Here is a 23989-nt window from a genome sequence, read left to right as displayed (position 1 = left end):
ACGAAATCCCTCCCTTTAGCCCCGATAGGAGTGAAAATCCTTTTGTGCCTCCCGAAAGCTATCGGGAGGCACAAAAGATTGAAGCGGATAGCGGGACCAATGCCAGCTAAAATGGCCTAATCTTTCTGCTCCAAATTTTTATATTCTAAATTCTGCCTTCTGCAACCTGAATTCTAAAATTCCTAATGCATTGCATCTGCTGGATTCACCTTATTTTTTCCTTTTTTTATCAAAAGAATAAAAGGAATACAAACTAAAAATAATAGCCCAAGATACATAAAGATATCCATAAAAGACAAAACAGAACTTTGTGTCATTACCTTAAATTCTAAAACTTTATAGGCTTTTGCCAAGGCTTCATTGGCACTGTATCCTTTTGCCATAAAACCCATTTGCAATTGATGTACTGCTTGTTGTACTTCGAATGAGGTTTTATCTAAGTGTGAAACCAGATTGACACGGTGTTCTTGATTGAATCGTGATATATAAGTGGTAATAATAGCAATACCAAAAGAACCTCCTAATTGTCTCATCATTCCTGTAAATGCCGCTCCTTCACCAATGTGTTTTCCTTTTAAGGTTGATAATGATAAAGTGGTTATGGGTACAAATAAAAGTCCCAATCCAACTCCTCTAAGGATTAACGGCCAAAACATATGCTCCACTCCAGTGTCTGGTGTTAGTACGCCACGCATTAAAAAAGTAAATAGAAAAAACACAAAAAAACCAACGGCTACCATATAAGCTTGCGGGATCCCTCTTTGAATCATTTTACCAATAAAAGGCATCATAATACCGGTTGTTATCGAACTCGGAATCAATAATAATCCGGCATCTGTAGCACTCCAGCCCAAAACCGATTGGGTGTAAATTGGAATAATAAAGGTAGAACCATACAGACCAAAACCAAGGATGAAACACATTATGGTTCCAATTTTTAGATTATTATCCTTAAAAACTTTAAGGTTTACTATGGGATGTTTATAGGTTAGTTCTCTCCAAATAAACAACAATAATCCAAATACGGAAACAACACTTAGAAACACAATTAGCTTGTCATTGAACCAATCGTCTTGTTGGCCGTGTTCAAGTACAAATTGCAAGGATCCGATGAAAGAAGCCAAAAATACAATTCCCCACCAATCCACTTGATTGGCTTTGAGTTTGTCACCATATTTTGGACTTTTGACAAAAATAATTGTTAAAAAAGTTGCAATAATTCCAAGTGGAATATTGATATAAAATATAAAAGGCCAAGAAAAATGATCCACAATATAACCACCCAAAGGCGGGCCTAATGTTGGTCCAACAATAACTCCCATTCCATAAATTGCTTGTGCCATTCCTCTTTTGGCAACAGGGTAACTTTCCGTAATAATTGTTTGTGCCGTTACCAATAGAGCACCTCCACCCAATCCCTGTATGAATCTAAAAGCTACAAGTTCCCATATATTGGTGGCGTTTCCGCACAAAAAGGAAGCTACCGTAAAAATGACAATCGAGGTTGCAAAATAATTACGACGGCCAAATTGTTGTGACAACCAACTCGTCATAGGGATAACAATTACGTTTGCAATAGCATACGCAGTAATTACCCAAGCCACATCCGTTAAGGTAGCACCTAGGCTGCCTCGCATATTGTTTAAAGCTACATTAACAATCGTAGTATCCACAATTTCGAGCATGGCACAAAGCACGCAGGTAATTGTAATAATGACTCTTCTAAAGCCGTATTCGACTAAATCGTCTTCTTCGTTTTGTACCATTTTGGATTTTTAAAATATAATGGTTTAAATTTTTTGTTTAGCACTACTTCTAACAGCATTATAATTTGGGCGTGACCCTCCGTAAAAACTACGGGTCGGGCTTTTCGTTCCCGCTTTTTTTTATCCCGAAAAAATACGGGATAAAAAAAGAGCTCCACTGCAATCCCTCACGCAAACCAGCAGGAAATCAAGTAAATTGCTGTTAAATCTAGAATTATACTATTTTTTTAAAATTAGTTTCCTGAAATTTATTAATTCAAATGAACATCTACTTCGGCATTCATACCAGGACGAAGCAATTTTATTTTTTCAGGATCATTAGAGGTATTCAAGCTAATTTTTACAGGCAATCGCTGAATCGTTTTTACAAAATTTCCCGTTGCATTGTCTGGTGGAAGTAACGAAAATCGTGATCCAGTTGCTGGAGAAAATGAAGTAATGCTTCCTTCAAAATTATAATCTGGATAGGCATCAACTTTTACAGTAACTTTTTGTCCAATAACCATTTTGTTCAACTGTGTTTCTTTAAAATTGGCTACAACCCAAGCTTCACTGTTGTTGATGATATAAAACAACGATTGACCCGCTTGAACCAATTGCCCTGGCTGAATGTCTATTTTGGAAATCTGACCATCTATTGCCGCTGTAACAACGGTGTAGGTCAAATTCAGTTTAGCTACTTCTAATAATGCTTTTGCTTTCTTAATATTAGCTGCAGCAACTTCTGTTTGTTTGTTAGAAACTCTTGATTTTGCTTCATAAACAGTTTTCTGGAAAGAACTTGCTTTTTCTTGTTGTTGCAAGATCTGAACTTGGTTCTCCGCTTCTTGTTTGGCAGCTAGCGCTTGTTCATATTGTTGTTTCGTAATCGAATGATTTTTGTATAAATTCTCATAACGCACATAATCACTTGTTGCTCTTCCCAATCTAATTTTGGCAGTCTTTATATTTCCTCCAGCAGATTGTACATTAGCGTTTGATACCGCAACACTTGCCATAGCACTCCCAATGTCTTCTTTGGCCGATTCAAAACCACCTTCAGCACCTAAATAGGCGGCATTTGCTTCTTCAATTTTCAATTGATAATCTCTTTTGTCAATAGTAAATAAAGTATCTCCTTTTTTTACATAGTCATTGTCTTTTACATATACTTTACTTATATATCCCGAAACTCTAGGGATTATTGGGTTCATATTTTTTTCAATTTGGGCATCATCCGTTTCTTCGTGTGTTTGAGAATGAAGGTATTTTGAAATTCCGTAAGTTCCTCCAGCAAGGATTAAAACCAATAGGATTATAATGAATTTTTTGTTTGTTTTTTTCTTTTCCATGATTATTGGTAGTGGTTATATTTTTGAAAGATTGAAGGTTTGTGATAGTTGACCTGTTGCCGAAAGCAATTCGTAGTATTTCTGAATGACATCTACTTTTGCAATTGTCTCACTAATTTTTGATTTCAGTTGTTCTACGTCGGCTTCCAGTAAATCATTGGTGTCCGAAAGTCCATTTTCGTATTTGTCTTTAACAATTCGATAATTTTCCGTAGCTTGTTCAACAGCTTGGTTGTAAACTACATCTTGTTTTTGTGCCAAATCATAATTGGTAATGGCTTGTTGTACTTGTATTCGGATATTGTCTTTTAATAATTCTTCAGAGTTTTTTACTTCAAGTGCTTTGCTTTCTGCAATTTTTACCTGAGTTCCATTTTTGATAATACCACTGATATCGTATGATAATCCTACTCCAAAAAACATGGCATTTTCTAATGTAATAATGTTGTTCAAATTTAACGCAGCATATCCTCCAACCAAAGCAACATTTGGATAATAATCTCCTTTGGCCATGCTTACATTGTATTGAGTGGCTTTTTCTTGATATTGTATTGCTTGTAAATCTTTTCGGTTTTCAAAAGCAGGTTGTTCATCCGATGGGACTGAATTCTTTGGAAAGTTAATTAAATCATTTTCTTGAACTTTTATTTTAGTCTCGGTTGGTAATTTCAACAATGTTACCAAATAGTAATTAATGATTGTTTCATTATTTATTGCTTCGTCCAAGGACAACTGAATTTTTGAAACCTGAAGCTGAGATTTCAATAGATCGTTACGGGGAATAATGCCGTTTTTTTCTAGGGCAGTAAAATCAGTTACTCTTTGTTCTGCACTTTTTTGATTTTCCTTTAATAACTCAATGGTTCTTTGTGTTTTGTACAAATTGGCATAATAGTTTATCACTCTCATAGCGATATCTTCTTTGGTTTTCGAAGCCATTGCATTTTCAGCTTGGAATAGATTATCCTGAAGTTTGATGCCATTTTGAATTTTCATCCCTGCAAAAACAGGTACTTTTAAACTGGCTTGGCCAATTAGTAATTGATCAGGTGCAGGAAGTGCTTTTGCTCCTGCATTAAACTGTAAATCAACAGTTGCTTCAGTTAAACGAAGGTATTGACCGGTAATTTTTAAATCAGGATATTGATTGTTTTTAACCGATTGTAATTCTTGTTTTTTGGTTTCCACTTTAGTATTGGCTAATGAAACCTCATTGCTTTTTGTCCAAGCCAATTGTATGGCTTCTTCCAACTTTAAGTTGGTTTTCTCTTGGGCATTTATGGATGTAATCCCAAAGAAGAATCCCCCAATGAATATTATAGAACTAACTTTCATAGGTCAAGAGGGCTTTAATGGTTTGTTGTATGTGCATTGTTAGAGTTGTTTTTATATAGGTATTGTATTTCTCTTCGGTGTTTAATTCTAATAAATTTTCATAAAAAGGTTTATTCATATGAAAATGAAAATAGGTACCAAGAATGGTAGGTGTGATTAGCGGAACTATTATATCTTTTCTAAAAAAACCTTTCTCTTGCCCATCTTGGATAATGGCTTCGAGTGTTTTTAGATTTCCTTTTTTTAACTCGGTAAATGCCTCCATATTGATTTCTCTCTTTTGAGAGGAAAACTCGAAATGAACAATTTTATAAATGCATCTGTTGCCGTTGATTTTATAAATATAAAGTTCAATAAGTTTATTTATTTTTTCAGCAGGATTTAAATCTTCCAGAATTAAATTATCCAATTGTAATTTAATATCTGTTGCACGGTAAATGATGAGCGACTCTAGAAGTTGTTCTTTGGAACCAAAATAATAGGATATCATTGCGATATTTATTTTGGCTTCTTTGGCAATATCTCTAATCGATGTGCCATCAAATCCTTTTTCGGCAAATCCTTTTTCGGCTACTTGAATAATTTGAATTTGTTTGTCATTAAAGTCAGTTTTCAATGCTTAATTTTTTTATTTGAGGCGAAATTAAACAACTGTTTAAATTAAACGATTGTTTAATATATTTTTAACATTATTTTAACGGTTTAAAAAAGGCTGTGATTCCCTATAAATTCATGATCCAGTCTAAATTATGGAAGAATTCAATTTTGAAATAGAAATATTTTTAAGATCTTTTTTAGAAATAATTATGGCAAAATGCTGGAGGTTTATTTTTACTAAATTATTATAATTTCTCCTTAATTGGAATCCAAATTTCTTCTTCTGAGTTGGGGTCTCCTTTTTTGTATTTTGCGCCCAATATTTCAAAATGGGGCCTGTGGTCTAAATTGTATTTTGAGTTGGGAATCCAATTGGTAAAGATATAATCAAAAATTGCGGTACTATGCCCTTTATGTTCGAAGACTGCATAAAGTCCACCCGTTAAAATGAACGACTCCATTTCGGGGGGGATGTTTTCAAAGCGAGTTACTTCAAGAGTAGCCCATTTCTCAAAATTAGCATTGGGTTTGAAAGCATCAAAATAAGCAATATCATAAACTTGAACCGCTAATAAATCGGAGCTTTTACTGTATAGAATTTCATTACGTCTTGGCATAAAACTTTGCCATAATTCAGAAGTTTTATTATTGACAAGTGACATTTGTAATCGTTTGCCAATTAATTTCTTTTCTGATAAAACTTCAATTCTTGGGTTCATTGTTAATTATTTATTGAATGAATTTTTTTAAGCAAATACTGGTTTTAACATTTTTATATTGATCATAATTTGGGATTATCTCATAACCCGATTTGTGATATAAAGAAATGGCTTCGGGATTGTTTGTTCCAGTTTCCAGAACACAACTGCTAAAATGGAGTTCACAGGCCCAGACTTCTAAAGCTGTCAAGACCAAACTAGCAATGCCTTTTCCTCGAAAATCGGGATGAACGAACATTCTTTTTATTTCAACAGTATCCGAATCAAATTCCTTGAAAGCACCACAACCAATAGCAACATCATCCTGATAACAAACGATAACATGATTGATTTTATCGAGTGTATTGTGCTGAGCGTAAAAATCATGATCTTCACCGTCTTTAATTCTTAAAACTTCATCAAGTAAAACGACAAGGTTTTGAAAATCGATGTTTTCGGAAGTTGTTCGTATTTTGGTTGTCATTCCGTTTTGCTTAAATTATCTATCGAATCGCTTTCACAAACTCTGCAATTTTACCAGTTCCATTCTCAGTCAAATGGGTGATAAAGGCACTTCCAATAATGGCTCCTTTGGCAAACTGAGTCGCTTGATTAAAGGTTTCCGCATTGTTGATTCCAAATCCAATCACTTGTGGATTTTTTAGATTCATATCTGCAATGCGTTTGAAATAATCTTCTTGGATACTTCCAAAACCAGATTGAGATCCCGTTACACTCGCCGAGCTCACCATATAAATAAATCCATCCGAAACGCTATCAATAAAACGAATGCGTTCTACAGAAGTTTGTGGTGTAATCAAGAAGACATTGATTAATCCGTATTTCTCGAAAGTGGCTTTGTATTGGTCTGCATAGACATCAACTGGAAGATCGGGAATGATTAAGCCATCGATTCCTATTTCGGCACATTTTTTACAAAAATTCTCCACTCCATATTGCAGCATCGGGTTGAAATACCCCATAATCACCAACGGAATTGTTACGCTTTGGCGAATGTCTTTCAATTGGTCAAATAAAATTTGTGTGGTCATTCCGTTATGCAACGCTTGGGTAGAACTCGCTTGAATGGTTGGTCCATCTGCCAAAGGGTCACTAAAGGGCAATCCAATTTCGATCATATCGACACCATTTTTCTCTAAATCTTGAATGATTTGTACGGTGTCATTCAAATTAGGATATCCAGCTGAAAAGTAAATGGAAAGTATCTTTTTATCTTCTTGTAATTTTTGATTTATTCGGTTCATTTTTATATGTTTTTTCAGATATTACATCTGTTTTTTTGAATTTTTAGTGTACTAATTTATATTGCTAAAGTATAAGCCCACGCTTTTTGATTGGATTGCAATTGTACTTCAATGCGTTTATAATGTTTTCCTTCGTAAAGATCGGCTTGATGAAGATCATTCATTGTAACTTCGTATAAAATTCCACTAATGGTATCGTTTGAATCTTCGGTTTCCATAATGATAGGGTAGTGTACTAATCCAAATTCTTCTTCAATTTGAATTTCACTTAGTTCATAACCAATTAATGTCTCTGGAGTACCTTGCAGAATACGTCCAAAAAGATTTTCTTGAACGTCTGTATCTTGTAAAGTTCCGTAAGTGAATAATTTTTGCATAGATTCTATTTTTTGGAAATGTTAATTGTACCTAAATTTTATATGTTTGTCGAATGCGTGTTAGGGATGGAAGCGGCATCTCCCGATTTAGAAAAACAAGGCTTTTTTGCCGTAGTTTTTGTTAATCGGGAATATAGCGTACAGCCCGACCCGACCTTTTCGGGAGGGAAACACCCCAATTATTATATTATAATTTGAAATAATCAATATAAGTGTTTAAGTCTTTGTCTCCTCTTCCTGAAAGATTAATGACTACGATATCATCTTTTTTGAACTTCATCTCGTCGAGAACGGCAAAGGCATGGGCACTTTCGATGGCTGGAATAATACCTTCCATTTTAGAAAGTTGTAGCCCCCAATCCATAGCCTGCTCATCGGTAATGGAGATGAATTGCGCTCTACCCGAAGCAAACAAATGCGCGTGCATTGGGCCTACACCTGGGTAATCGAGTCCAGCCGAAATGGAATACGGTTCTGTAATTTGACCGTCTGGAGTTTGCATCAAAAGGGTTTTACTTCCGTGAATGATTCCAATTTTTCCCAAAGCGGATGTAGCGGCACTTTCACCTGAATCTACTCCTAAACCAGCAGCTTCGACAGCTATAATATTTACATCTGGATTGTCGAGAAAATGATAATAGGCACCTGCAGCGTTGCTACCACCACCTACACATGCAATCACATAATCTGGGTTTTCACGACCTTCTTTTTCCAGTAATTGTTCTTTGATTTCTTTTGAAATAACCGATTGAAAACGTGCCACCATATCGGGATAAGGATGTGGTCCCACGACTGATCCGATGATATAATAGGTGTCAACTGGATTGTTGATCCAATCGCGAATGGCTTCGTTAGTAGCGTCTTTCAAGGTTTTAGACCCCGAAAGCGCTGGACGAACTTCGGCGCCGAGCATTTTCATTCGAGCCACATTGGGTGCTTGACGCTTGATGTCAATTTCTCCCATGTAGACGATGCATTCTAACCCCATCAAGGCACAAACGGTTGCTGTTGCCACACCATGTTGACCCGCACCAGTTTCGGCAATGATACGTTTTTTGCCCAATCGTTTGGCTAATAAAATTTGCCCAATGGTATTGTTGACTTTGTGTGCACCTGTATGACACAAATCCTCTCTTTTTAGATAAATTTTGGTGTTGTATTCGGCCGATAAACGTTCTGCAAAATACAATGGAGTAGGGCGACCTACATAATCTTTTAATAGTGCATCAAACTCTGCTTGAAACTCAGGATCTGCTGTTATTTTTAAATAATTTTGACGCAGTTCTTCTACATTTGGGTATAACATTTCGGGAATGTAAGCTCCTCCAAATTCACCGTAATAGCCTTTTTCGTTGACGTTGTAACTCATTTTTTTTATTTTAAATGATGAATTTAAATTTTAAATGCATCGATTATTTCAATTTTTAAATCTTTCAATCTTTTGATATCTTTCAGTCCTGGTTCAATTTCAAATTTACTGTTTATATCGATAGCATAAAGCGGTAAATTGGTTTTCGAAATTTCCTTTATGTTTTTTATTTCTTCGATTCCGATTCCACCACTAAGGAAAAACGGTTTTGAGGATGGATAGTTTTCTAATATTCGCCAATCGAAAGTGATTCCGTTCCCGCCAGGTAATTTTCCTTTGGTATCAAAAAGAAAATAATCACAAACGGATTCGTAGGGTTTTAAAACGCTAAAATCAAAATTTTCATCAGCCGAAAATACTTTGATAATTTCAATTACAGCACCAGATTTAGCTTTTAATTCGGAACAGAATTCAACCGATTCCTGACCGTGTAATTGAATGGCTTGCAAATTGTATTTTGCTATTTTTGTTTCAATTATGGAAATATTTTCATTGACAAAAACCCCAACTTTTTTAATTGATTTTGGTAAATTAGGCATATCTCCGTCAAAATAGCGAGCCGATTTTGGCCAAAATATAAATCCCATATAATCGGGTAGGAGTGAACCTACTTCGAGTATATTGTCGGGGTATTTCATGCCACAGATTTTAATACCACAGCCCCCCAACCCCCGAAGGGGGAGTTCTTGAGCGGATGTTGGTTGCAAATTTGTATTGGTCTGTTTTTCTGAAGATGATTGCATAATGACTAATATTTATTAGTTGCTAATTCCCCCTTCGGGGGTTAGGGGGCTATTTTTTTTATAAATTCCGTTGCTGCTTTTCCTGCATTATCGGTTTTCATAAAGTTTTCTCCAATCAAGAATCCTTTGTATCCGTATGGCTTTAATTCATTTATCGCTTCGACTGATGAAATCCCGCTTTCGGAAACTTTTACAAAATCATTCGGAATTTTTGAGGCCAATTCTTTGCTGAAATCCAAACTTACTTCGAATGTTTTTAGGTTTCTATTATTTACACCAATCATATCTAATGTTGGCATAATCGATTTTTCTAATTCTTCTAAATTATGAACTTCCAATAATACTTCCAATCCTAAACCTTTGGCAAATTCAGATAATGATTTGATTTCGTCTCTAGTCAAAACGGCTGCAATAAGCAAAATCAAATCGGCTCCGTGAGCTTTGGCTTCTAAGATTTGGTATTCGTCTACTATAAATTCTTTTCGCAAAAGCGGAATGTTTACAGAAGCTCTTGCCAAAAGTAAATCGTCTAGAGAACCTCCAAAATATTTTCCATCCGTCAAGACTGAAATCCCGCAAGCACCGGCACTTTCGTATCCTTTTACAACTTCTTCCACAGTGAAACTATAATTAATTTCAGCTTTGGAAGGGGAACGACGTTTGTGTTCTGCAATGATTCCAGAGTTACTGTCTCTTAAGTTTTGACTTAAAGAAATTGTTTTTTTACCAAAGAAAACTGAAGCTTCCAATTGTGAAACTGGAATAATGGATTTTTTGAGAATAACTTCTCTTTTTTTGTCAACTATTATTTTGTCAAGTATGTTCATTTATTTTGATTTAAAGATTGAAAAATTTAAAGATTAAAAAATTTAAAGATTAAAAAAATCCAATCTAAGTAAAAATTAGTCTTTGATTTTAGTATTTAAATATTTTATAAAGTTTGATAAGTTTTGTGATATTTCGATACTTGTTTTATAACTTTCTTCAATTTCCATAGGGGTACAAAAACCAAGTTCACGAGATACTATTAACATACTTCGCACTTCTGCACAACTTCCTTTTGAAATTTTCAAATATCGGATTAGTTGCTTATTGTTATTGTATTCTGAACCTTCTGCGATATTTTTGGTAATAGAAATAACTGCTCTTTTTATTTGGTCCTTAAAACCAAACTCTTTTTCAAAATATTTATTTTCTAATAATTTAAAAATCAATTTGGCTAATTGAATTCCCTTTTGGTAAACTTCAAACTCTTCAAATGATTTTGTCATAATCTTTTAATTTTTAAATTATTAAATCTTTCAATTTTTTCAAAGCTAGAAAACCTTTTCCGGATAATAAACTTTCTTTCGCTATTTGAAATCCTTCTAGAGTAGAGCATTTTGTAACAGTAGCAATCGCTATTCCTGCATTGGCACAGACTACATTGTTTTGGGCTTCATTACCTTTTCCAGAAATGATATTCATAAACATTTCTGCCGATTCTTCGATGGTTTTACCACCTTCAATTTCGTTTTGTTCCAAAAGAGGAACACCAAAATCAGTAGGATTTAGCATTCTTTCTTGTGTACTGGTTATCATTTTTGTAGGGCCAGTCAAAGAAACTTCATCATAACCATCTAAAGAGTGTAAAATGGTGAAATTTACAGGGGTGTTTTGGTATAAATAACTATACATTCTGGCCAATTCGAGATTGAATACACCTACCAATTGGTTTTGTGGAAACGATGGATTTACCATCGGCCCCAACATATTGAAAAAGGTTTTAACACCCAATTCTTTTCGAATAGGGCCTACGTTTTTCATTGCAGGGTGAAACAAAGGAGCATGCAAAATAGCAATCCCTGCTTTGTCGATGCATTTTTCAAGAAAATCATTGTCGTTACTGAATTTTACGCCCAATTTCTCCATCACATTACTCGAACCCGAAATGGAAGAAACTCCATAATTTCCATGTTTAGCGACTTTTATTCCCGCTCCGGCAGCAACAAATGAAGCTAAAGTCGAAATGTTGAAAGTGTCTTTTCCGTCACCTCCAGTACCGCACAAATCGATGGTGTTGTAATCGGACAAATCTACTCGAATGCACAATTCCAAAAGCGCTTCCCTAAATCCCGCTAATTCTTCGATGCTAATGCTTCGCATCATATAGACGGTCAAAAATGCTGAAATCTGACTTGGATTGTAACTCCCACTGGAAATATTAACCAATACATTTTTGGCTTCTTCTTTCGAGAGGATCTCGTGATTGATTAGTCTGTTTAATATATTTTTCATTTTCCTCCCCCAGCCCCCGCCGCGGCGGGGGAGTACCTATTGGGGTAAATAGGGTTTTAATTAATCAATTTAATTATTTTGACTGAACACTGATTACTTTTTTCTTGGACATGTATTTCAAATAATAAACAATTTCTTCAGATTGTTGTTTGGTAATTCCTAATGTTGGCATTTTTACTTTGTTTCTGAAAGCAGCTGGATTTGCAATGTAATCGACCAATTCGGTTTCTTTCCAGTACTCGGTTACACTTTTGGGATAATTTAGTTCCGGTCCCATTTCGCCTCCTATTCCGTTTATGGCGTGACAGGTGATGCATTGTTTTTGAAATAGTTCAAAGCCTTTCATTGCTTTTTCCTCTTCTTTTGGTTGTAACGCTTCGATATTTTTATTTTTTGACACAAAGTGAAATTTAATTACATTATACGGCCATTTGTATTCTTGATTATCTGATGAAACTGAATCGTAAACCAAATAAAACGGGTCGGCATTCATTTCGTTTCCGTTTTTTATAATCTTTTCCCAATTGGAACCTTTTGGTGCATCAACATCTTTGAATGCCAAATAGGGTTTCGAATTTAAGAATAATTCTAAAGGCATTTCGGGTTTGTAACCATCGATGCATTCAAAAACAATTAGCGTATTTTTCACATCAACTTTTGATAAATCAATTTCATTTTTTAAAAGTTCTAATGCGTTTACAACATGATATTTCTTTGTTTTATGATAAACGGGATCATTAACAATTGTAACAACAGTATCTTTTTCTAGTTTGTTTTTTGCCTTTATAGCCAATAAATCCAAAACAATTTCGGGTTGGGCATTAACTGTCTGTTCTATTTTTTGCTCTTTCTGCTTGGTGCAAGAAAGAAACCAAAAAATAAAAAGGCAAGAAATTAAAGAATTGATTTTAACTGTTTTCATACTTTTTGAATGATTACTAATCAATGAACGCTAACTTTTTACCCAGTTTTCCAATATCTTTTTCCCGTTTGGAGTCAATACACTTTCTGGGTGGAATTGAACGCCTCGTACATCATACGTTTTGTGTCTTAATGACATTACTTGACCATTCTCATCGAATGAAGTGGCTTCCAAAACATCCGGTAAATCGGTGTCAACTACCCAAGAATGGTAACGGCCAACTTCAAATTCGTTCCCTAATCCTTCAAATAAAAGTTCATCATCAACAGATGTTTTAACCATTGAAGCCACACCGTGATAGACTTTGTCTAAGTTGGATAGTGTTCCTCCAAAAACTTCTCCAATGGCTTGTTGTCCTAGACATACCCCAAAGATACTTTTGGTAGGGGCATATTTTTGGATAACGGCTTTCAATAATCCAGCTTCGTCTGGTATTCCTGGTCCAGGGGAAAGTAGAATTTTGTCAAAAATTGCTATTTCATCAATATCAAATTCATCGTTTCTGTAAACGGTAACTTCACAATCTAAATCTTCCAGATAATGCACTAAATTATAAGTGAAACTATCGTAATTGTCTATGACTAGTATTTTTTTCATTTTATTTAATGATTTAAAGATTGAAAAATTTAAAGATTAGTAATTTTTCAATCATTCAATTTTTTAATTTTTAAATTTTCTCTGCCAAATCCAACGCTTTATTCAACGCTAGTAATTTATTGTAAACTTCCTGCATTTCGCTTTCTTCGTCTGAACTTGCTACAATTCCAGCACCGGCTTGGGAGTGCAATTGGTGATTTTTGCTAAGAAAAGTTCGAATCATAATTGCGTGATTAAAGTTACCCTCAAAATCCATAAAACCAATGGCTCCACCATAAAAATTACGATTCGTTTTTTCGTAATCTTCTATCAATTGCATGGCTCTGTGTTTGGGTGCTCCGCTCAACGTTCCTGCTGGGAAAGTGTCGGCTACGACTTGCATAGTTGTGGCCTTTTCATGCAAATGCCCGGTCACTTTGGAAACCAAGTGGATAACATGAGAGAAAAACTGCACTTCTCTGTATTTTTCTACATTCACATTATGTCCGTGTCGGCTTAAATCATTTCGAGCCAAATCAACTAACATCACATGTTCGCTATTTTCTTTTTTGTCTTCGGATAAATTTTTGGCCAGAACGGCGTCTTTCTCATCATCACCAGTTCTTTTGAAAGTACCAGCAATAGGATGAATTTCGGCTTTGCGATTTTTGACGATAATTTGTGCTTCGGGTGATGAACCAAATATTTTGAAATCGCCATAATCAAAAAAGAATAGGTAAGGGGATGGATTGATGCTTCTTAAAGCTCTATACACATTGAATTCATCACCTTTGAAACCTTGGGTAAATCTTCTGGATAAAACCAATTGAAACACATCTCCGCGGAAACAATGCTTTTTGGCCAAAGCCACATTTTGTTTGAATTCTTGGTCTGTTAGATTCGAAAAACCTTCGCCTTCTTTGGAGAATTTATACGAGGCAATGTTTCTGGATTGTAACAGTTGTTCAATTTCAGATATATTATTTTTTCCCTCCAGACTGTGACAGAAAATATACGCTTCGTTTTTGAAATGGTTGATGGCAATGATATTTTGGTACACGGCATAATACACATCGGGAATCGAATTGCTATTTTCTTTTTTGGCGATGGTTACTTTTTCAAAATAACGTACAGCATCATAAGAAATGTAACCAAATAAACCATTATTGATGAATTTAAAATCGGTTTTATCAGACTTAAATTGTTCCGAAAAATCTTGGATGATTGCCGGAATATTGGTGTTTGCATCAATAGCAATAGTTTCCGAAGTTCCATCAGGGTATTTTTTAAAGACGGTTTCGTTTTCTATTTTTATCGAGGCAATTGGATTACAACAGATATAAGAAAAACTGTTATCATTACCGTGATAATCGCTACTTTCTAATAATAAGCTGTTTGGGAATTTATCTCTAATTTTAAAATAAACGCTAACCGGTGTTATCGTATCGGCTAGGATTTGTTTGTAGTTGGTTTGTAGTTTATACGTTTTCATGCTTTATGTTGCTTTTTGTACAATGTTTTTTTTATTTGGTTTGCCCTCTTTTTTCTTCTCCCTCTCCTTCGTGGAGGGTCGGGGTGGGGAACAAAAAAAAAGGCCTGTCGTGATGACAAGCCTTTTATATTTATAGTTCAAATAATACTATAGGAGCTTAGTTCACGACGACTGACGTAAATTGTTCCACCACCAAGTATTGTTTGTTATTGTTTTCATGTTTTATTTTCTTGTTTACAAATATATAAATGATATTTGATTTGACAAAAACATTAAATCAAAAAAAAAGTTTATTTTTTAATGTTTTTGTTAAAATTGTAAAATTAGTAGACCAGAACTACATTTAACTCAAAATCATCATAAATGGTTTTATCGCCTAAATCGTCAAAGAAACTTCCGGAACCGTATTTGATATCATATTTGGTACGGTTTATTTTCAATTCAGCTGTTGCTTTATTATTTGTAACAACCAAATCAAATTGTATGGAGTTTGTAATTCCTTTAATCGTCAAATCGGCATTGATGAGGTAGGTGTTGTTTCCTTTATTGGCTACACTTTTAAAGACTAATGTCGAAGTGGAGAAATTTTCAACGCCAAAAAAATCTTCGGATTTCAAGTGGCCTTCTAATTTTAGTTTAGAACCTCCTTTTTGATCTGTATTGGATAAGGATTTCATATCGGCAGTAAAACTTCCTCCAGTTACTTTTTTGTCTTTGAAAATAAGGTAACCGTCTTTGAAATTAATCGTTCCTTCGTGTTGACCCGTGATTTTCTTTCCTACCCAATTAATGATGCTTTTGGTGATATCAATTTTACTGGTTTGTGCTATTCCTTTTTGAAATGAAAAAAGAATTACAATCGCGATGAATACTAATTTTAATCTTTTCATATTATTTATAATTAAGTTAATTAAACGATGAAGAGTTAATAGATGTATTTATTTCAATAGTATAAAATTGAAAACTTTGAAATTAATTAATACGGTTTTTGAATTTTTAAATGGGATTAGTAAAGGTACTTTAAATATCTAAATAACAATAGGTGTCAGTTTAATAATTAATTATGAAAATTAAAATAATCTCTTTAAAGTGTTTAAAATCAGATTAAAAATATATTTAGAGCTGGCATTTTTATAAAAAAGCCTGATAAAAATTATCAGGCTCGATTTTATACTTTTGGTAAGAATTATTTTGAACTGGCAAAAGCTTCTGCTTTTTTTATTCTAAAATCAGGTAGATCTTTGATATCGGGTTGAATGTATAATTCTGATTCATATAAACCCGTTAAAACTAAAGAAAAAGTATCTAAATTGTACCAATTTAATAGATCAGGATTTAAAGTTTCATTTTCACTTTGTACAATACCTTTGCAACGGTTGATCTGTATGTTTTGTAAGTTTATTTTTGCTAGATTTGCAGCAACAGCCCCAATTTTACTATCTAATAATACAGCAGAACTAAATCCATCAACAATACTGTTGTTTAAGTTAAAATAGCTTCTCTCTTTTATATAAACAGCTTCTCTCACTAACCCTTGATTATTGTCTTCTGTATTGATAAGAGTCATGTTATTGGCTATAACTTTAGTCAATTTTTTTGTCATATCCGTGTTTTCAATTTTATCGTATGAATCAATTTCAAAACAACGGGAACCTGATTTGTCAGATGAATAAGGGTTGCGAATTGCTATACTGTTCGATATAGTACATTGTACACCTTGCGTGTAATCAAAATCATCATCTGTAGCTCTTAAAGAAACTAAATGGTTGAAAATTACATCTCCGCCATAACACTCAAAAGAATCGTCATTTGAGAAGCTAATTTGTATAAAATCGAATTTTGTACCTTTTCCAACGCCTGCTAAAGATAATCCATTTAATTCTTTTAAGGCATTTATTTTGTGTCCTGAAAATTCAATTCGAACATATTTAAGAACTCCCGAGTTGCTATTAACATCTTCGCCACCATAAAAACCTAATGTCGAATCAAAATTAAAATCTAAGAAACTAGATCCGCCTAACTTATTTATTGGAGCATCTCCTAAAATTACAATACCTCCCCAATCCCCAGGTCTTCTTGCAGAAATACTATTACTCGAAGTAAAAACAATTGGTTCTGTAGAAGTACCCTCGGCCATTATTTTTGAACCTTTGGTAATTACAAGTGTTCCGCAAGATTCTTTGTCTCCGCGAATTACAGTGCCAGGTTCAATTGTCAATATAGCTTTATTGGTTATGTAAACGGTACCTATAAGTTTGTAAGTATTGTTTTTGGTGAGTTTTAGATCTTTATCTATTATTCCAATTAAACTTATGTTAGTCTCTTTATATTCGTGTTTAGATGGTTTGAAGTTAGTCCAATTGGTTAACCAATTATCGGTACTATTAATTCCTATTATTTGTTGAGCATTTAATGTTGTAATTGAAAATAAAATAAGGATAACAATGATAAGTTGTTTTTTCATAACGTTTAAGATTGTAGGTTTTTTTTTTGAATTCTGTTAGTGTTTTAGTTTTTTATTCAAAATTACCTTTTCAATGGTTTAAGCGTATTTTCTTAATATTAACTCTATATAATCTTTGAGTTAAGGATTTAATTGCATCCTTTTTTATTGTTTAGAAATAAGGGTAATGTAAATTAATACTCAACACTTTCAATTTCTTGAAAGTGTTGAGTATACGTGTAATAGTGTCTTTGGACAGTAGTTTTATAGTTATTTTATAAAGATGTTGTTTATTTTATTCTGTATTTTTCTAATAAAGTATTCAATTGAATTAATTCTTCAATACTTAAATTTTTGGCAAATAGTTCTTCGTGTTGTTTTACTTTTGGATCCAATTCAGATAGTAAATCCAAACCTTTCTGAGTAATTAAGACCTCGATTTTTCTGCGATTATTTGGACACACATTTCGAGTTACCAAATCTTTTAATAATAACTTGTCAACTAATCTTGTGGTATTGCTTGTTTTGGCAATCATTCTTTCTTGTATGACACACATATTGGCAGGTTGTCCTTTTTGGCCTCTTAAAATTCTCAAAACATTGTATTGTTCTTCTGATATATCGTACGGTTTTACGATTTCGTTGAAACTATCTGAAATTACGTTTTGGGTGTACATTATATTAAGGAAGACTCTTGTTGAAGTGTTATATTCAACCTTGCTTTTTAACTCCTCTTCTATTTTCATATTTGTAGGTGTTTCAATTGTTTGTACAAATTTATATTTATTACTCATGAATCTGTTTACAAGCTTGTAGTTTTTTTGTTCCTCTGAAATTAATGAATTTATTTAAATATAAAATAAAAAAGCCAACAATTTCTTGTTGGCTTTACGTTCTTAGTGGTATTTGTAATTAAAATTTCAAGTTCACTTTTAATTCGAATTCATCATAGATTGCTTTATCTCCAATGCTTTCAAAGAAAGATTTTGAATTGTATTTGATGTCGTATTTAGTACGATCTACATTTAAAGTTGTTGAAGCAGTATCTCCATTTACAGTTATATCAAAAACAACTGGTTTAGTAATTCCTTTGATAGTTAAATCAGCTGTTACAATATAAACGTTAGCAGATTTTGTTCCTATTTTTTTGAATACTAAAGTTGAAGTTGGGAATTTTTCAGTACCAAAGAAATCTTCTGATTTCAAGTGACCATTTAATTTACCTAAATATTCTCCAGTTAAATCTGTAGCTGTCAAAGTTGTCATATCCACAGTGAAAGTTCCTCCTGTTAGTACATTTTTCTTGAAAACCAATGCACCACTTTTTAAAGCTACAGTTCCTGAATGTTCACCTGTTACTTTTTTGGCAAGCCAGTTAATGCTGCTTTTAGAAACATCAATTTTTTTAGTTTGAGCTGTTGCTGCAGCTGTAGATAATGCTACTACGAATGCTAAGGCAATTAATTTTAAGTTTTTCATTTGTAAAGTGTTTAATTTATTTGAATTGATTTAATTTGAATTAGTAATTTTTATAAAGTAATAAATAAGTCTTCTTGTGATTTTCTAACTTTTTTGTAATATTGGGTAGCATCTTCTTCATGACGATATCCTACAGTTGCAATAAGTGATGCATTAAGATTTAATTTGTCTAATCCTAAAATTTCGTTTACTTGTTCAGGAACAAAACCTTCCATTGGCGTCACGTCAATTTTTAATTCAGCAGCAGCGTTTAATAAATTCCCTAAGGCTAAATACGTTTGTTTTGAAGTCCACACATTTTTAACTGCTGGATCCAAAGTTGAAATTTTAGATTTCATAAAATCACCGTAACCCGCAAGTGCTTCAATAGGAGTTTCTCTTGTGATGCTCATTGAATTTAGTAATTCATTAATAGCATCATCGCCAATATTGGTGTCATTTGCAAAAATGATCAAGTGAGAAGCATCAACAATTTGTGATTGTCCCCAAGCAGCAGGTTGTATTTGTGCTCTTAGTTCTGGGTTTTCAACAATAATTACTTTGTAAGGTTGCAATCCATAAGAGGATGAACTCAAGCGAATTGCTTCTTTAAGTGTATTTAAGTCTTCTGCTGAAACTTTTTTTGTAGCATCAAATTTCTTTGTTGCATATCTCCAATTTTGATTTTCTAAAAAATTGCTCATAATATTAATTGTTTATTTTGTTCTGTATTTTTCTAATAAAGTATTTAATTGTTCTAATTCTTCGACGGCTAAATTTTTTGCAAATAATTCTTCGTGTTCTTTTACTTTTGGATCTAATTCGATTAATAAATCAAGTCCCTTTTGAGTAATTAACACTTCGATTTTTCTTCTATTATCAGGACAAACATTGCGGGTGACCAAATCCTTTAATAATAATTTATCCACTAGTCGTGTAGTATTACTTGTTCTAGCCAACATTCTTTCCTGAATGACACACATATTTGCAGGATCCCCTTTTTGTCCTCTTAGTATTCGTAAAACATTGTATTGTTCACTTGAAATGTCATAAGGCTTTATGATTTCATTAAAACTTTCGGTAATAACATTTTGAGTGTACATGACATTCAAAACTACTCTTGTTGATTTGTTATAGTCAACCGTACTTTTTAATTCATCTTCAATCTTCATATTCGTACTTGTTTTATTTGTTGATACAAATGTAGTGTGTTTTATATTTGTATATACAAATGTTTAAGTTAATTTTTTGTTAAAAATAATAAATCGGCGGTTTTGTGTTTTTTATTATAATGGCTTGAACCCAATTAAATAGGGCATTTAAGTATAAAAATCGATTAATCAGTTCTAATGGACGATAGGTTAGTTTTAATTATAAAAAAAGCCAAAACAGTACAGTTTCGGCTTTTTTATAAAATTGATGTAGCTTCTTTTTTAGTCTTTCACTCCCAGTTTACCAAGAATATCATCCATCAAACACCATTTGGTTATAGAAGATTGCAGTAAATTGGCACCCACAAAGGCCGTAAACCACAACCAATTTTGATTGACATAAATGCTTAATACTATACTTGCTATAATAAAGGTTCCAGCAATACCTCTTACGATTCTATTTTTCATTTTTCTAATTTTAAATTTTGACTAGTTTGTTTTTTCAATGTTTAATACTGCCACATGAATTGTAGATTTGGACTCTTGAATTGTATTGAATTCTTTTACAAATTGACAAAATACGTCTAATTTTTCGGTAGCTATAAAAACGTGAAAAAGTACCGATTGAGTTTCATTCATTTCACTTCCAAACCAATTGGTGTCAACAGCTTCTTCCGAACTATTCTTGAATCCTTTTACATCTTGATACGAAAAAGACTGTACTCCAGATTTTTTAAGTAATTGCTTGATGTCTTTTTCAAATTCTTTTACTGCGGTTATAAGTAGTAGTTTCATAAAATATAAGCCCCACCTGACCTCCCCAGTGGGGAGGAAATTGGAGTCGTTAAAAGTTAGACATTATTTTGTTTTGAGGTTTCTGACTCCCCTCCCTCGGAGGGGTTGGGGGAGGCTTCCCATTTTTTTCTCTCAGTTATGTAATAAATCAAAGGCACAACCAGCAATGTCAATACTGTAGAAACAATGGCTCCAAATACTAATGAAATCGCCAAACCTTGAAAGATTGGGTCAAACAAAATAATGGAAGCTCCAATAACTACGGCACCTGTGGTCAATAAAATAGGAGTAGTACGTACCGCTCCAGCCTCAATAATAGCTTGTTTCAAGGGTACGCCTTCGTTCAGTCGGATTTCGATAAAATCGATAAGCAACACCGAGTTCCTCACCATTACTCCAGCCAATGCAATCATTCCGATAAAAGAGGTTGCGGTGAAATAAGCATTCAGCAACCAGTGGCCAAACACAATTCCAATTAGCGAAAGCGGAATGGCCAACATCATCACCATAGGCGTTTTGAAGTTTTGGAACCAGCCCACAATCAGCATATAAATAATCACGATAACCACCATGAATGCCACACCCAAATCACGGAATACTTCCAAGGTAATTTGCCATTCGCCATCCCATTTTACGGTAAAATCACTTTCGTCTGTAGGTTGTTCCATATAAAGTTCGTTGACTTTATACCCTTTTGGCAATTGCATTTTGGCTAGTTTTTCATTCATTCCCAAAATAGCATATACGGGACTTTCTAATGCTCCAGCCATATCCGCGGTTACATAAACCACGCGTTTTTGGTCTTTTCGATAAATGGTTTTTTGCAAAGTGTCCATTTCTACTTTTACCAAATCACTCACTGGAATCATATTTCCTTGACTTCCTTTGATTTTTAGATTCTCAATGTCTTGTAAACTCGTTTTGTCTTTGTCGTCAAGCGAAAGAACAATCCCCACATTATCATTGGAATTTTCATCATACAAATTCGAAACCGGATATTCTTTCAATAAATACGTGAGGTTGCCGACCACTTGTTGCGGTGCAATACCATTTAGCATCGCTTTTTCTTTGTCTATTTTCAGTTTGTATTCCGTTTGATTGTCCTCAACCATCCAGTCAACATCCACAATATCAGTAGTTTTTTCAAGAATTGATTTTACTTGATGTGCTACTTTTATTTGATCTTTATAATTAGGCCCATAAATTTCGGCCACCAAAGTCGATAAAACAGGTGGTCCTGGCGGAACTTCAATGATTTTTACATTGGCTCCATATTTCTTGGCAATTTTTTGAATCTCAGGACGCATTTCTCTTGCAATAGCGTGACTTTGTAAATCACGGTCTTCTTTGTGCAATAAATTCACCTGTATGTCGGCCATATTGCTGCCACCGCGTAAATCATAATGGCGCACCAAGCCGTTGAACGTAATCGGTGCCGATGTACCAATATAATTTTGATAATCTACTACTTCCGGTTTTGTCGAAAGATATTGTGCAATTTCTTTGGTAACTGCAGCTGTGCGTTCCAGCGTAGTTCCTTCGGGCATATCAATCACCACTTGAAACTCGTTTTTATTATCGAATGGCAACATTTTTACGACCACCGACTTGGTAAAAAACATGAAAATAGAGCCGAATAACAACACCACTGTTACGGCTACCAGAATGCGTCTTTTGGCACTGCTTTCCAAGAAAGGACGTTCCAGTTTGCTGTAGATTTTATACACCCAACTGGTTTCAATTCCTTCAGATTCTTTGTGTTGTTGTTCTTCTTTTTCTTGCAATAAATGATACCCCAAATAAGGCGTAACTGTCAAGGCTACAAACAATGATAACAACATCGCAATCGAAGCTCCAATTGGCATCGGACTCATATAAGGTCCCATCATTCCGGATACAAACGCCATAGGAAGTATCGCCGCAATTACGGTAAACGTTGCCAAAATCGTTGGATTTCCTACCTCATTGATCGCATAAATTGCCGCTTGTTTGAATGGCAGTCGTTTCATTTTGAAATGGCGGTGCATATTCTCGGCAATAATAATACTGTCATCGACCACAATTCCCACCACAAATACCAAGGCAAAAAGCGTGATTCTATTCAGCGTGTAGCCCAATAAATAATAGGCAAAAAGTGTCAAAGCAAACGTCAATGGAACCGAAAAGAAAACCACCAATCCACCGCGCCAGCCCATGGCCAACATTACCAAAAGCGTCACGGCAATAATTGCAATTCCTAAGTGCAATAACAATTCACCCACTTTATCCGAAGCCGTTTCCCCATAGTTACGGGTTACTTCAACGTGAACATCGTTTGGAATTAAACTCTTTTTTAACTGTTCTACTTTGGCAATAATTTTTGCCGATATTTTCATCGCATCTGCACCTTTTACTTTTCCTACAGAGATCGTCACGGCAGGATATTCGGATTTTGCGGTTTTGAATTTTTCGTTGGCTTTGCCATACCCAAACGACACGTAACTTTTAACCGTAGCGGGCCCATCTTGTACTTTGGCAACTTGCTTTAAATACACCGGAAGGTTTTTGTTGACACCCACCACCAAGTTTTCTACATCCTCTGCATTCGATAAAAATTGTCCCGTGGTAACCAAATATTCTTTGTCCGTATTGACAAAACTACCCGATTGTGAACTGCCATTATTCGCCTGAATCATTTGCATAACGCCCAAAGCATCCACGCCATTTTCGGCCATTTTATCTTTGTCCAAAATCACTTTCAGTTCGCGATTGTTTCCGCCAATTTCCTTGGTAATGGCCACATCTTTTACTTTTTCAATTTCCGAAGTCACTTCTTCGGCAAGCTGACGCAATTGAAAACCGTCTTGTTTTTCGCTCCAAAGTGTGATACCCAACATCGGCACATCATCAATCGAACGGGTTTTTACCATTGGTTTGTACACGCCTTGCGGAAACATATCTTCGTGTTTCGCCAACTCGTCATATAATTTCACATACGAACGCTCCACATCCTGACCCACAAAAAATTGTACAATCAACATCGCCTGACCATTCATGGCCATACTGTGCACGTGTTCGACCCCTTTGATATTCGAGATTACTTTCTCCAAAGGCTTGATCACACGACTCTCTACTTCGGCGGGGTTAGCACCAGGATAACCCACCATTACGTCGGCCATCGGAACATTTATTTGTGGTTCTTCCTCCCTTGGGATTAGAAACGAGCTGTACACTCCTATAATCATCAAAGCGACCATCAACAGTATAGTTAACTTCGAATTGATGAAAAAATGGGCTATTTTACCTGAAATTCCTTCTTGCATAATATTTTTTGTTTTGCCCCCTAACCCCCAAAGGGGGAATTATTAGTGGATGTTATTACAAAATTTTATTTTTTTACGTCTATTCTCCTCCC

At 34.4% G+C, this 23989-nt stretch carries 25 protein-coding genes; all 25 read right to left on the bottom strand.

What is annotated here, in order from left to right; genetic code table 11:
- Positions 1–182: 182 nt before the first annotated feature.
- Positions 183–1766, bottom strand: a complete 1584-nt coding sequence (locus OZP06_RS00900; RefSeq protein ID WP_269223251.1) for a DHA2 family efflux MFS transporter permease subunit — start codon at positions 1764–1766, stop codon at positions 183–185.
- Between the two features lie 251 nt (positions 1767–2017).
- Positions 2018–3097, bottom strand: a complete 1080-nt coding sequence (locus OZP06_RS00895; protein ID WP_269223250.1) for an HlyD family secretion protein — start codon at positions 3095–3097, stop codon at positions 2018–2020.
- Positions 3098–3112: 15 nt separating this feature from the next.
- Entirely contained in the window at positions 3113–4432 is a 1320-nt protein-coding gene (locus OZP06_RS00890; RefSeq protein ID WP_269223249.1) for a TolC family protein, read from the bottom strand.
- Complete coding sequence (locus OZP06_RS00885) at positions 4422–5048, bottom strand: TetR family transcriptional regulator (RefSeq protein WP_281324108.1); 627 nt, start codon at positions 5046–5048, stop codon at positions 4422–4424. The genes OZP06_RS00890 and OZP06_RS00885 overlap by 11 nt, the downstream gene beginning before the upstream one ends.
- A gap of 226 nt (positions 5049–5274) precedes the next feature.
- On the bottom strand, positions 5275–5748 hold the full coding sequence (locus OZP06_RS00880; protein ID WP_281324107.1) for a GyrI-like domain-containing protein: 474 nt from the start codon (positions 5746–5748) through the stop codon (positions 5275–5277).
- Positions 5749–5758: 10 nt separating this feature from the next.
- Complete coding sequence (locus tag OZP06_RS00875; protein WP_281324106.1) at positions 5759–6211, bottom strand: GNAT family N-acetyltransferase; 453 nt, start codon at positions 6209–6211, stop codon at positions 5759–5761.
- A gap of 19 nt (positions 6212–6230) precedes the next feature.
- Positions 6231–6992, bottom strand: coding sequence for a tryptophan synthase subunit alpha (gene trpA / locus OZP06_RS00870; RefSeq protein WP_269223247.1), 762 nt, complete (start codon positions 6990–6992; stop codon positions 6231–6233).
- A 56-nt stretch (positions 6993–7048) separates the two neighbouring features.
- The gene (locus tag OZP06_RS00865) at positions 7049–7369 is read right to left on the bottom strand and encodes a gamma-glutamylcyclotransferase family protein (protein WP_269223246.1); all 321 of its coding nucleotides are present in this window, start codon (positions 7367–7369) and stop codon (positions 7049–7051) included.
- A gap of 187 nt (positions 7370–7556) precedes the next feature.
- On the bottom strand, positions 7557–8738 hold the full coding sequence (trpB, locus tag OZP06_RS00860) for a tryptophan synthase subunit beta (protein ID WP_269223245.1): 1182 nt from the start codon (positions 8736–8738) through the stop codon (positions 7557–7559).
- A gap of 23 nt (positions 8739–8761) precedes the next feature.
- On the bottom strand, positions 8762–9376 hold the full coding sequence (locus OZP06_RS00855; protein WP_269223244.1) for a phosphoribosylanthranilate isomerase: 615 nt from the start codon (positions 9374–9376) through the stop codon (positions 8762–8764).
- Positions 9377–9522: 146 nt separating this feature from the next.
- Positions 9523–10308 carry an indole-3-glycerol phosphate synthase TrpC gene (gene trpC, locus OZP06_RS00850; protein WP_281239335.1) on the bottom strand — a complete coding sequence of 262 codons (786 nt, stop codon included), beginning with the start codon at positions 10306–10308 and terminating at the stop codon, positions 9523–9525.
- 75 nt (positions 10309–10383) lie between these two features.
- Positions 10384–10752, bottom strand: a complete 369-nt coding sequence (locus OZP06_RS00845) for a four helix bundle protein (protein ID WP_269223242.1) — start codon at positions 10750–10752, stop codon at positions 10384–10386.
- Between the two features lie 13 nt (positions 10753–10765).
- Positions 10766–11758, bottom strand: a complete 993-nt coding sequence (gene trpD / locus OZP06_RS00840) for an anthranilate phosphoribosyltransferase (RefSeq protein WP_269223241.1) — start codon at positions 11756–11758, stop codon at positions 10766–10768.
- A gap of 73 nt (positions 11759–11831) precedes the next feature.
- A complete protein-coding gene (locus OZP06_RS00835) occupies positions 11832–12680 on the bottom strand; it encodes a c-type cytochrome (RefSeq protein WP_269223240.1) in 849 nt (282 codons plus the stop codon).
- 30 nt (positions 12681–12710) lie between these two features.
- Complete coding sequence (locus tag OZP06_RS00830) at positions 12711–13277, bottom strand: aminodeoxychorismate/anthranilate synthase component II (protein ID WP_281324105.1); 567 nt, start codon at positions 13275–13277, stop codon at positions 12711–12713.
- A gap of 70 nt (positions 13278–13347) precedes the next feature.
- Positions 13348–14748: an anthranilate synthase component I family protein gene (locus OZP06_RS00825; RefSeq protein ID WP_281324104.1), complete on the bottom strand. Its 1401-nt coding sequence runs from the start codon at positions 14746–14748 to the stop codon at positions 13348–13350.
- A gap of 323 nt (positions 14749–15071) precedes the next feature.
- Positions 15072–15638, bottom strand: coding sequence for a YceI family protein (locus OZP06_RS00820; protein ID WP_269223239.1), 567 nt, complete (start codon positions 15636–15638; stop codon positions 15072–15074).
- A gap of 296 nt (positions 15639–15934) precedes the next feature.
- A complete protein-coding gene (locus tag OZP06_RS00815; RefSeq protein WP_269223238.1) occupies positions 15935–17212 on the bottom strand; it encodes a hypothetical protein in 1278 nt (425 codons plus the stop codon).
- Between the two features lie 269 nt (positions 17213–17481).
- Positions 17482–17937, bottom strand: coding sequence for a MarR family transcriptional regulator (locus OZP06_RS00810; protein ID WP_269224526.1), 456 nt, complete (start codon positions 17935–17937; stop codon positions 17482–17484).
- A gap of 166 nt (positions 17938–18103) precedes the next feature.
- A complete protein-coding gene (locus OZP06_RS00805; RefSeq protein ID WP_269223237.1) occupies positions 18104–18670 on the bottom strand; it encodes a YceI family protein in 567 nt (188 codons plus the stop codon).
- Positions 18671–18720: 50 nt separating this feature from the next.
- Positions 18721–19353, bottom strand: coding sequence for an NAD(P)H-dependent oxidoreductase (locus tag OZP06_RS00800; RefSeq protein WP_269223236.1), 633 nt, complete (start codon positions 19351–19353; stop codon positions 18721–18723).
- A gap of 12 nt (positions 19354–19365) precedes the next feature.
- Positions 19366–19821, bottom strand: coding sequence for a MarR family transcriptional regulator (locus tag OZP06_RS00795; protein ID WP_269223235.1), 456 nt, complete (start codon positions 19819–19821; stop codon positions 19366–19368).
- A 261-nt stretch (positions 19822–20082) separates the two neighbouring features.
- Positions 20083–20268, bottom strand: a complete 186-nt coding sequence (locus OZP06_RS00790) for a DUF2892 domain-containing protein (RefSeq protein WP_269223234.1) — start codon at positions 20266–20268, stop codon at positions 20083–20085.
- A gap of 21 nt (positions 20269–20289) precedes the next feature.
- On the bottom strand, positions 20290–20595 hold the full coding sequence (locus OZP06_RS00785) for a hypothetical protein (protein WP_269223233.1): 306 nt from the start codon (positions 20593–20595) through the stop codon (positions 20290–20292).
- Between the two features lie 56 nt (positions 20596–20651).
- Positions 20652–23897 carry an efflux RND transporter permease subunit gene (locus OZP06_RS00780; protein WP_281324103.1) on the bottom strand — a complete coding sequence of 1082 codons (3246 nt, stop codon included), beginning with the start codon at positions 23895–23897 and terminating at the stop codon, positions 20652–20654.
- Between the last annotated feature and the right edge of the window lie 92 nt (positions 23898–23989).

Origin of the sequence: Flavobacterium sp. IMCC34518, from assembly GCF_027111095.2 — a bacterium.
In the GTDB taxonomy this organism is placed as follows: domain Bacteria; phylum Bacteroidota; class Bacteroidia; order Flavobacteriales; family Flavobacteriaceae; genus Flavobacterium; species Flavobacterium praedii.
The sequence above is the reverse complement of the archived record's forward strand: the minus strand, read 5'-3'. Positions and strand labels throughout refer to the sequence as shown.

Excerpts from the sequence above, each read along its gene's own strand:
- trpD (WP_269223241.1), bottom strand. The coding sequence starts at position 11,758 with ATGAAAAATATATTAAACAGACTAATCAATCACGAGATCCTCTCGAAA.
- OZP06_RS00895 (WP_269223250.1), bottom strand. The coding sequence starts at position 3,097 with ATGGAAAAGAAAAAAACAAACAAAAAATTCATTATAATCCTATTGGTT.
- OZP06_RS00890 (WP_269223249.1), bottom strand. The coding sequence starts at position 4,432 with ATGAAAGTTAGTTCTATAATATTCATTGGGGGATTCTTCTTTGGGATT.
- OZP06_RS00800 (WP_269223236.1), bottom strand. The coding sequence starts at position 19,353 with ATGAGCAATTTTTTAGAAAATCAAAATTGGAGATATGCAACAAAGAAA.
- OZP06_RS00815 (WP_269223238.1), bottom strand. The coding sequence starts at position 17,212 with ATGAAAAAACAACTTATCATTGTTATCCTTATTTTATTTTCAATTACA.
- OZP06_RS00875 (WP_281324106.1), bottom strand. The coding sequence starts at position 6,211 with ATGACAACCAAAATACGAACAACTTCCGAAAACATCGATTTTCAAAAC.
- OZP06_RS00820 (WP_269223239.1), bottom strand. The coding sequence starts at position 15,638 with ATGAAAAGATTAAAATTAGTATTCATCGCGATTGTAATTCTTTTTTCA.
- OZP06_RS00855 (WP_269223244.1), bottom strand. The coding sequence starts at position 9,376 with ATGAAATACCCCGACAATATACTCGAAGTAGGTTCACTCCTACCCGAT.
- OZP06_RS00805 (WP_269223237.1), bottom strand. The coding sequence starts at position 18,670 with ATGAAAAACTTAAAATTAATTGCCTTAGCATTCGTAGTAGCATTATCT.
- trpA (WP_269223247.1), bottom strand. The coding sequence starts at position 6,992 with ATGAACCGAATAAATCAAAAATTACAAGAAGATAAAAAGATACTTTCC.
- OZP06_RS00785 (WP_269223233.1), bottom strand. The coding sequence starts at position 20,595 with ATGAAACTACTACTTATAACCGCAGTAAAAGAATTTGAAAAAGACATC.
- OZP06_RS00845 (WP_269223242.1), bottom strand. The coding sequence starts at position 10,752 with ATGACAAAATCATTTGAAGAGTTTGAAGTTTACCAAAAGGGAATTCAA.
- OZP06_RS00825 (WP_281324104.1), bottom strand. The coding sequence starts at position 14,748 with ATGAAAACGTATAAACTACAAACCAACTACAAACAAATCCTAGCCGAT.
- OZP06_RS00795 (WP_269223235.1), bottom strand. The coding sequence starts at position 19,821 with ATGAAGATTGAAGATGAATTAAAAAGTACGGTTGACTATAACAAATCA.
- trpB (WP_269223245.1), bottom strand. The coding sequence starts at position 8,738 with ATGAGTTACAACGTCAACGAAAAAGGCTATTACGGTGAATTTGGAGGA.
- OZP06_RS00865 (WP_269223246.1), bottom strand. The coding sequence starts at position 7,369 with ATGCAAAAATTATTCACTTACGGAACTTTACAAGATACAGACGTTCAA.
- OZP06_RS00790 (WP_269223234.1), bottom strand. The coding sequence starts at position 20,268 with ATGAAAAATAGAATCGTAAGAGGTATTGCTGGAACCTTTATTATAGCA.
- OZP06_RS00830 (WP_281324105.1), bottom strand. The coding sequence starts at position 13,277 with ATGAAAAAAATACTAGTCATAGACAATTACGATAGTTTCACTTATAAT.
- OZP06_RS00900 (WP_269223251.1), bottom strand. The coding sequence starts at position 1,766 with ATGGTACAAAACGAAGAAGACGATTTAGTCGAATACGGCTTTAGAAGA.
- OZP06_RS00880 (WP_281324107.1), bottom strand. The coding sequence starts at position 5,748 with ATGAACCCAAGAATTGAAGTTTTATCAGAAAAGAAATTAATTGGCAAA.
- OZP06_RS00810 (WP_269224526.1), bottom strand. The coding sequence starts at position 17,937 with ATGAAAATAGAAGAGGAGTTAAAAAGCAAGGTTGAATATAACACTTCA.
- OZP06_RS00835 (WP_269223240.1), bottom strand. The coding sequence starts at position 12,680 with ATGAAAACAGTTAAAATCAATTCTTTAATTTCTTGCCTTTTTATTTTT.
- OZP06_RS00780 (WP_281324103.1), bottom strand. The coding sequence starts at position 23,897 with ATGCAAGAAGGAATTTCAGGTAAAATAGCCCATTTTTTCATCAATTCG.
- trpC (WP_281239335.1), bottom strand. The coding sequence starts at position 10,308 with ATGAACATACTTGACAAAATAATAGTTGACAAAAAAAGAGAAGTTATT.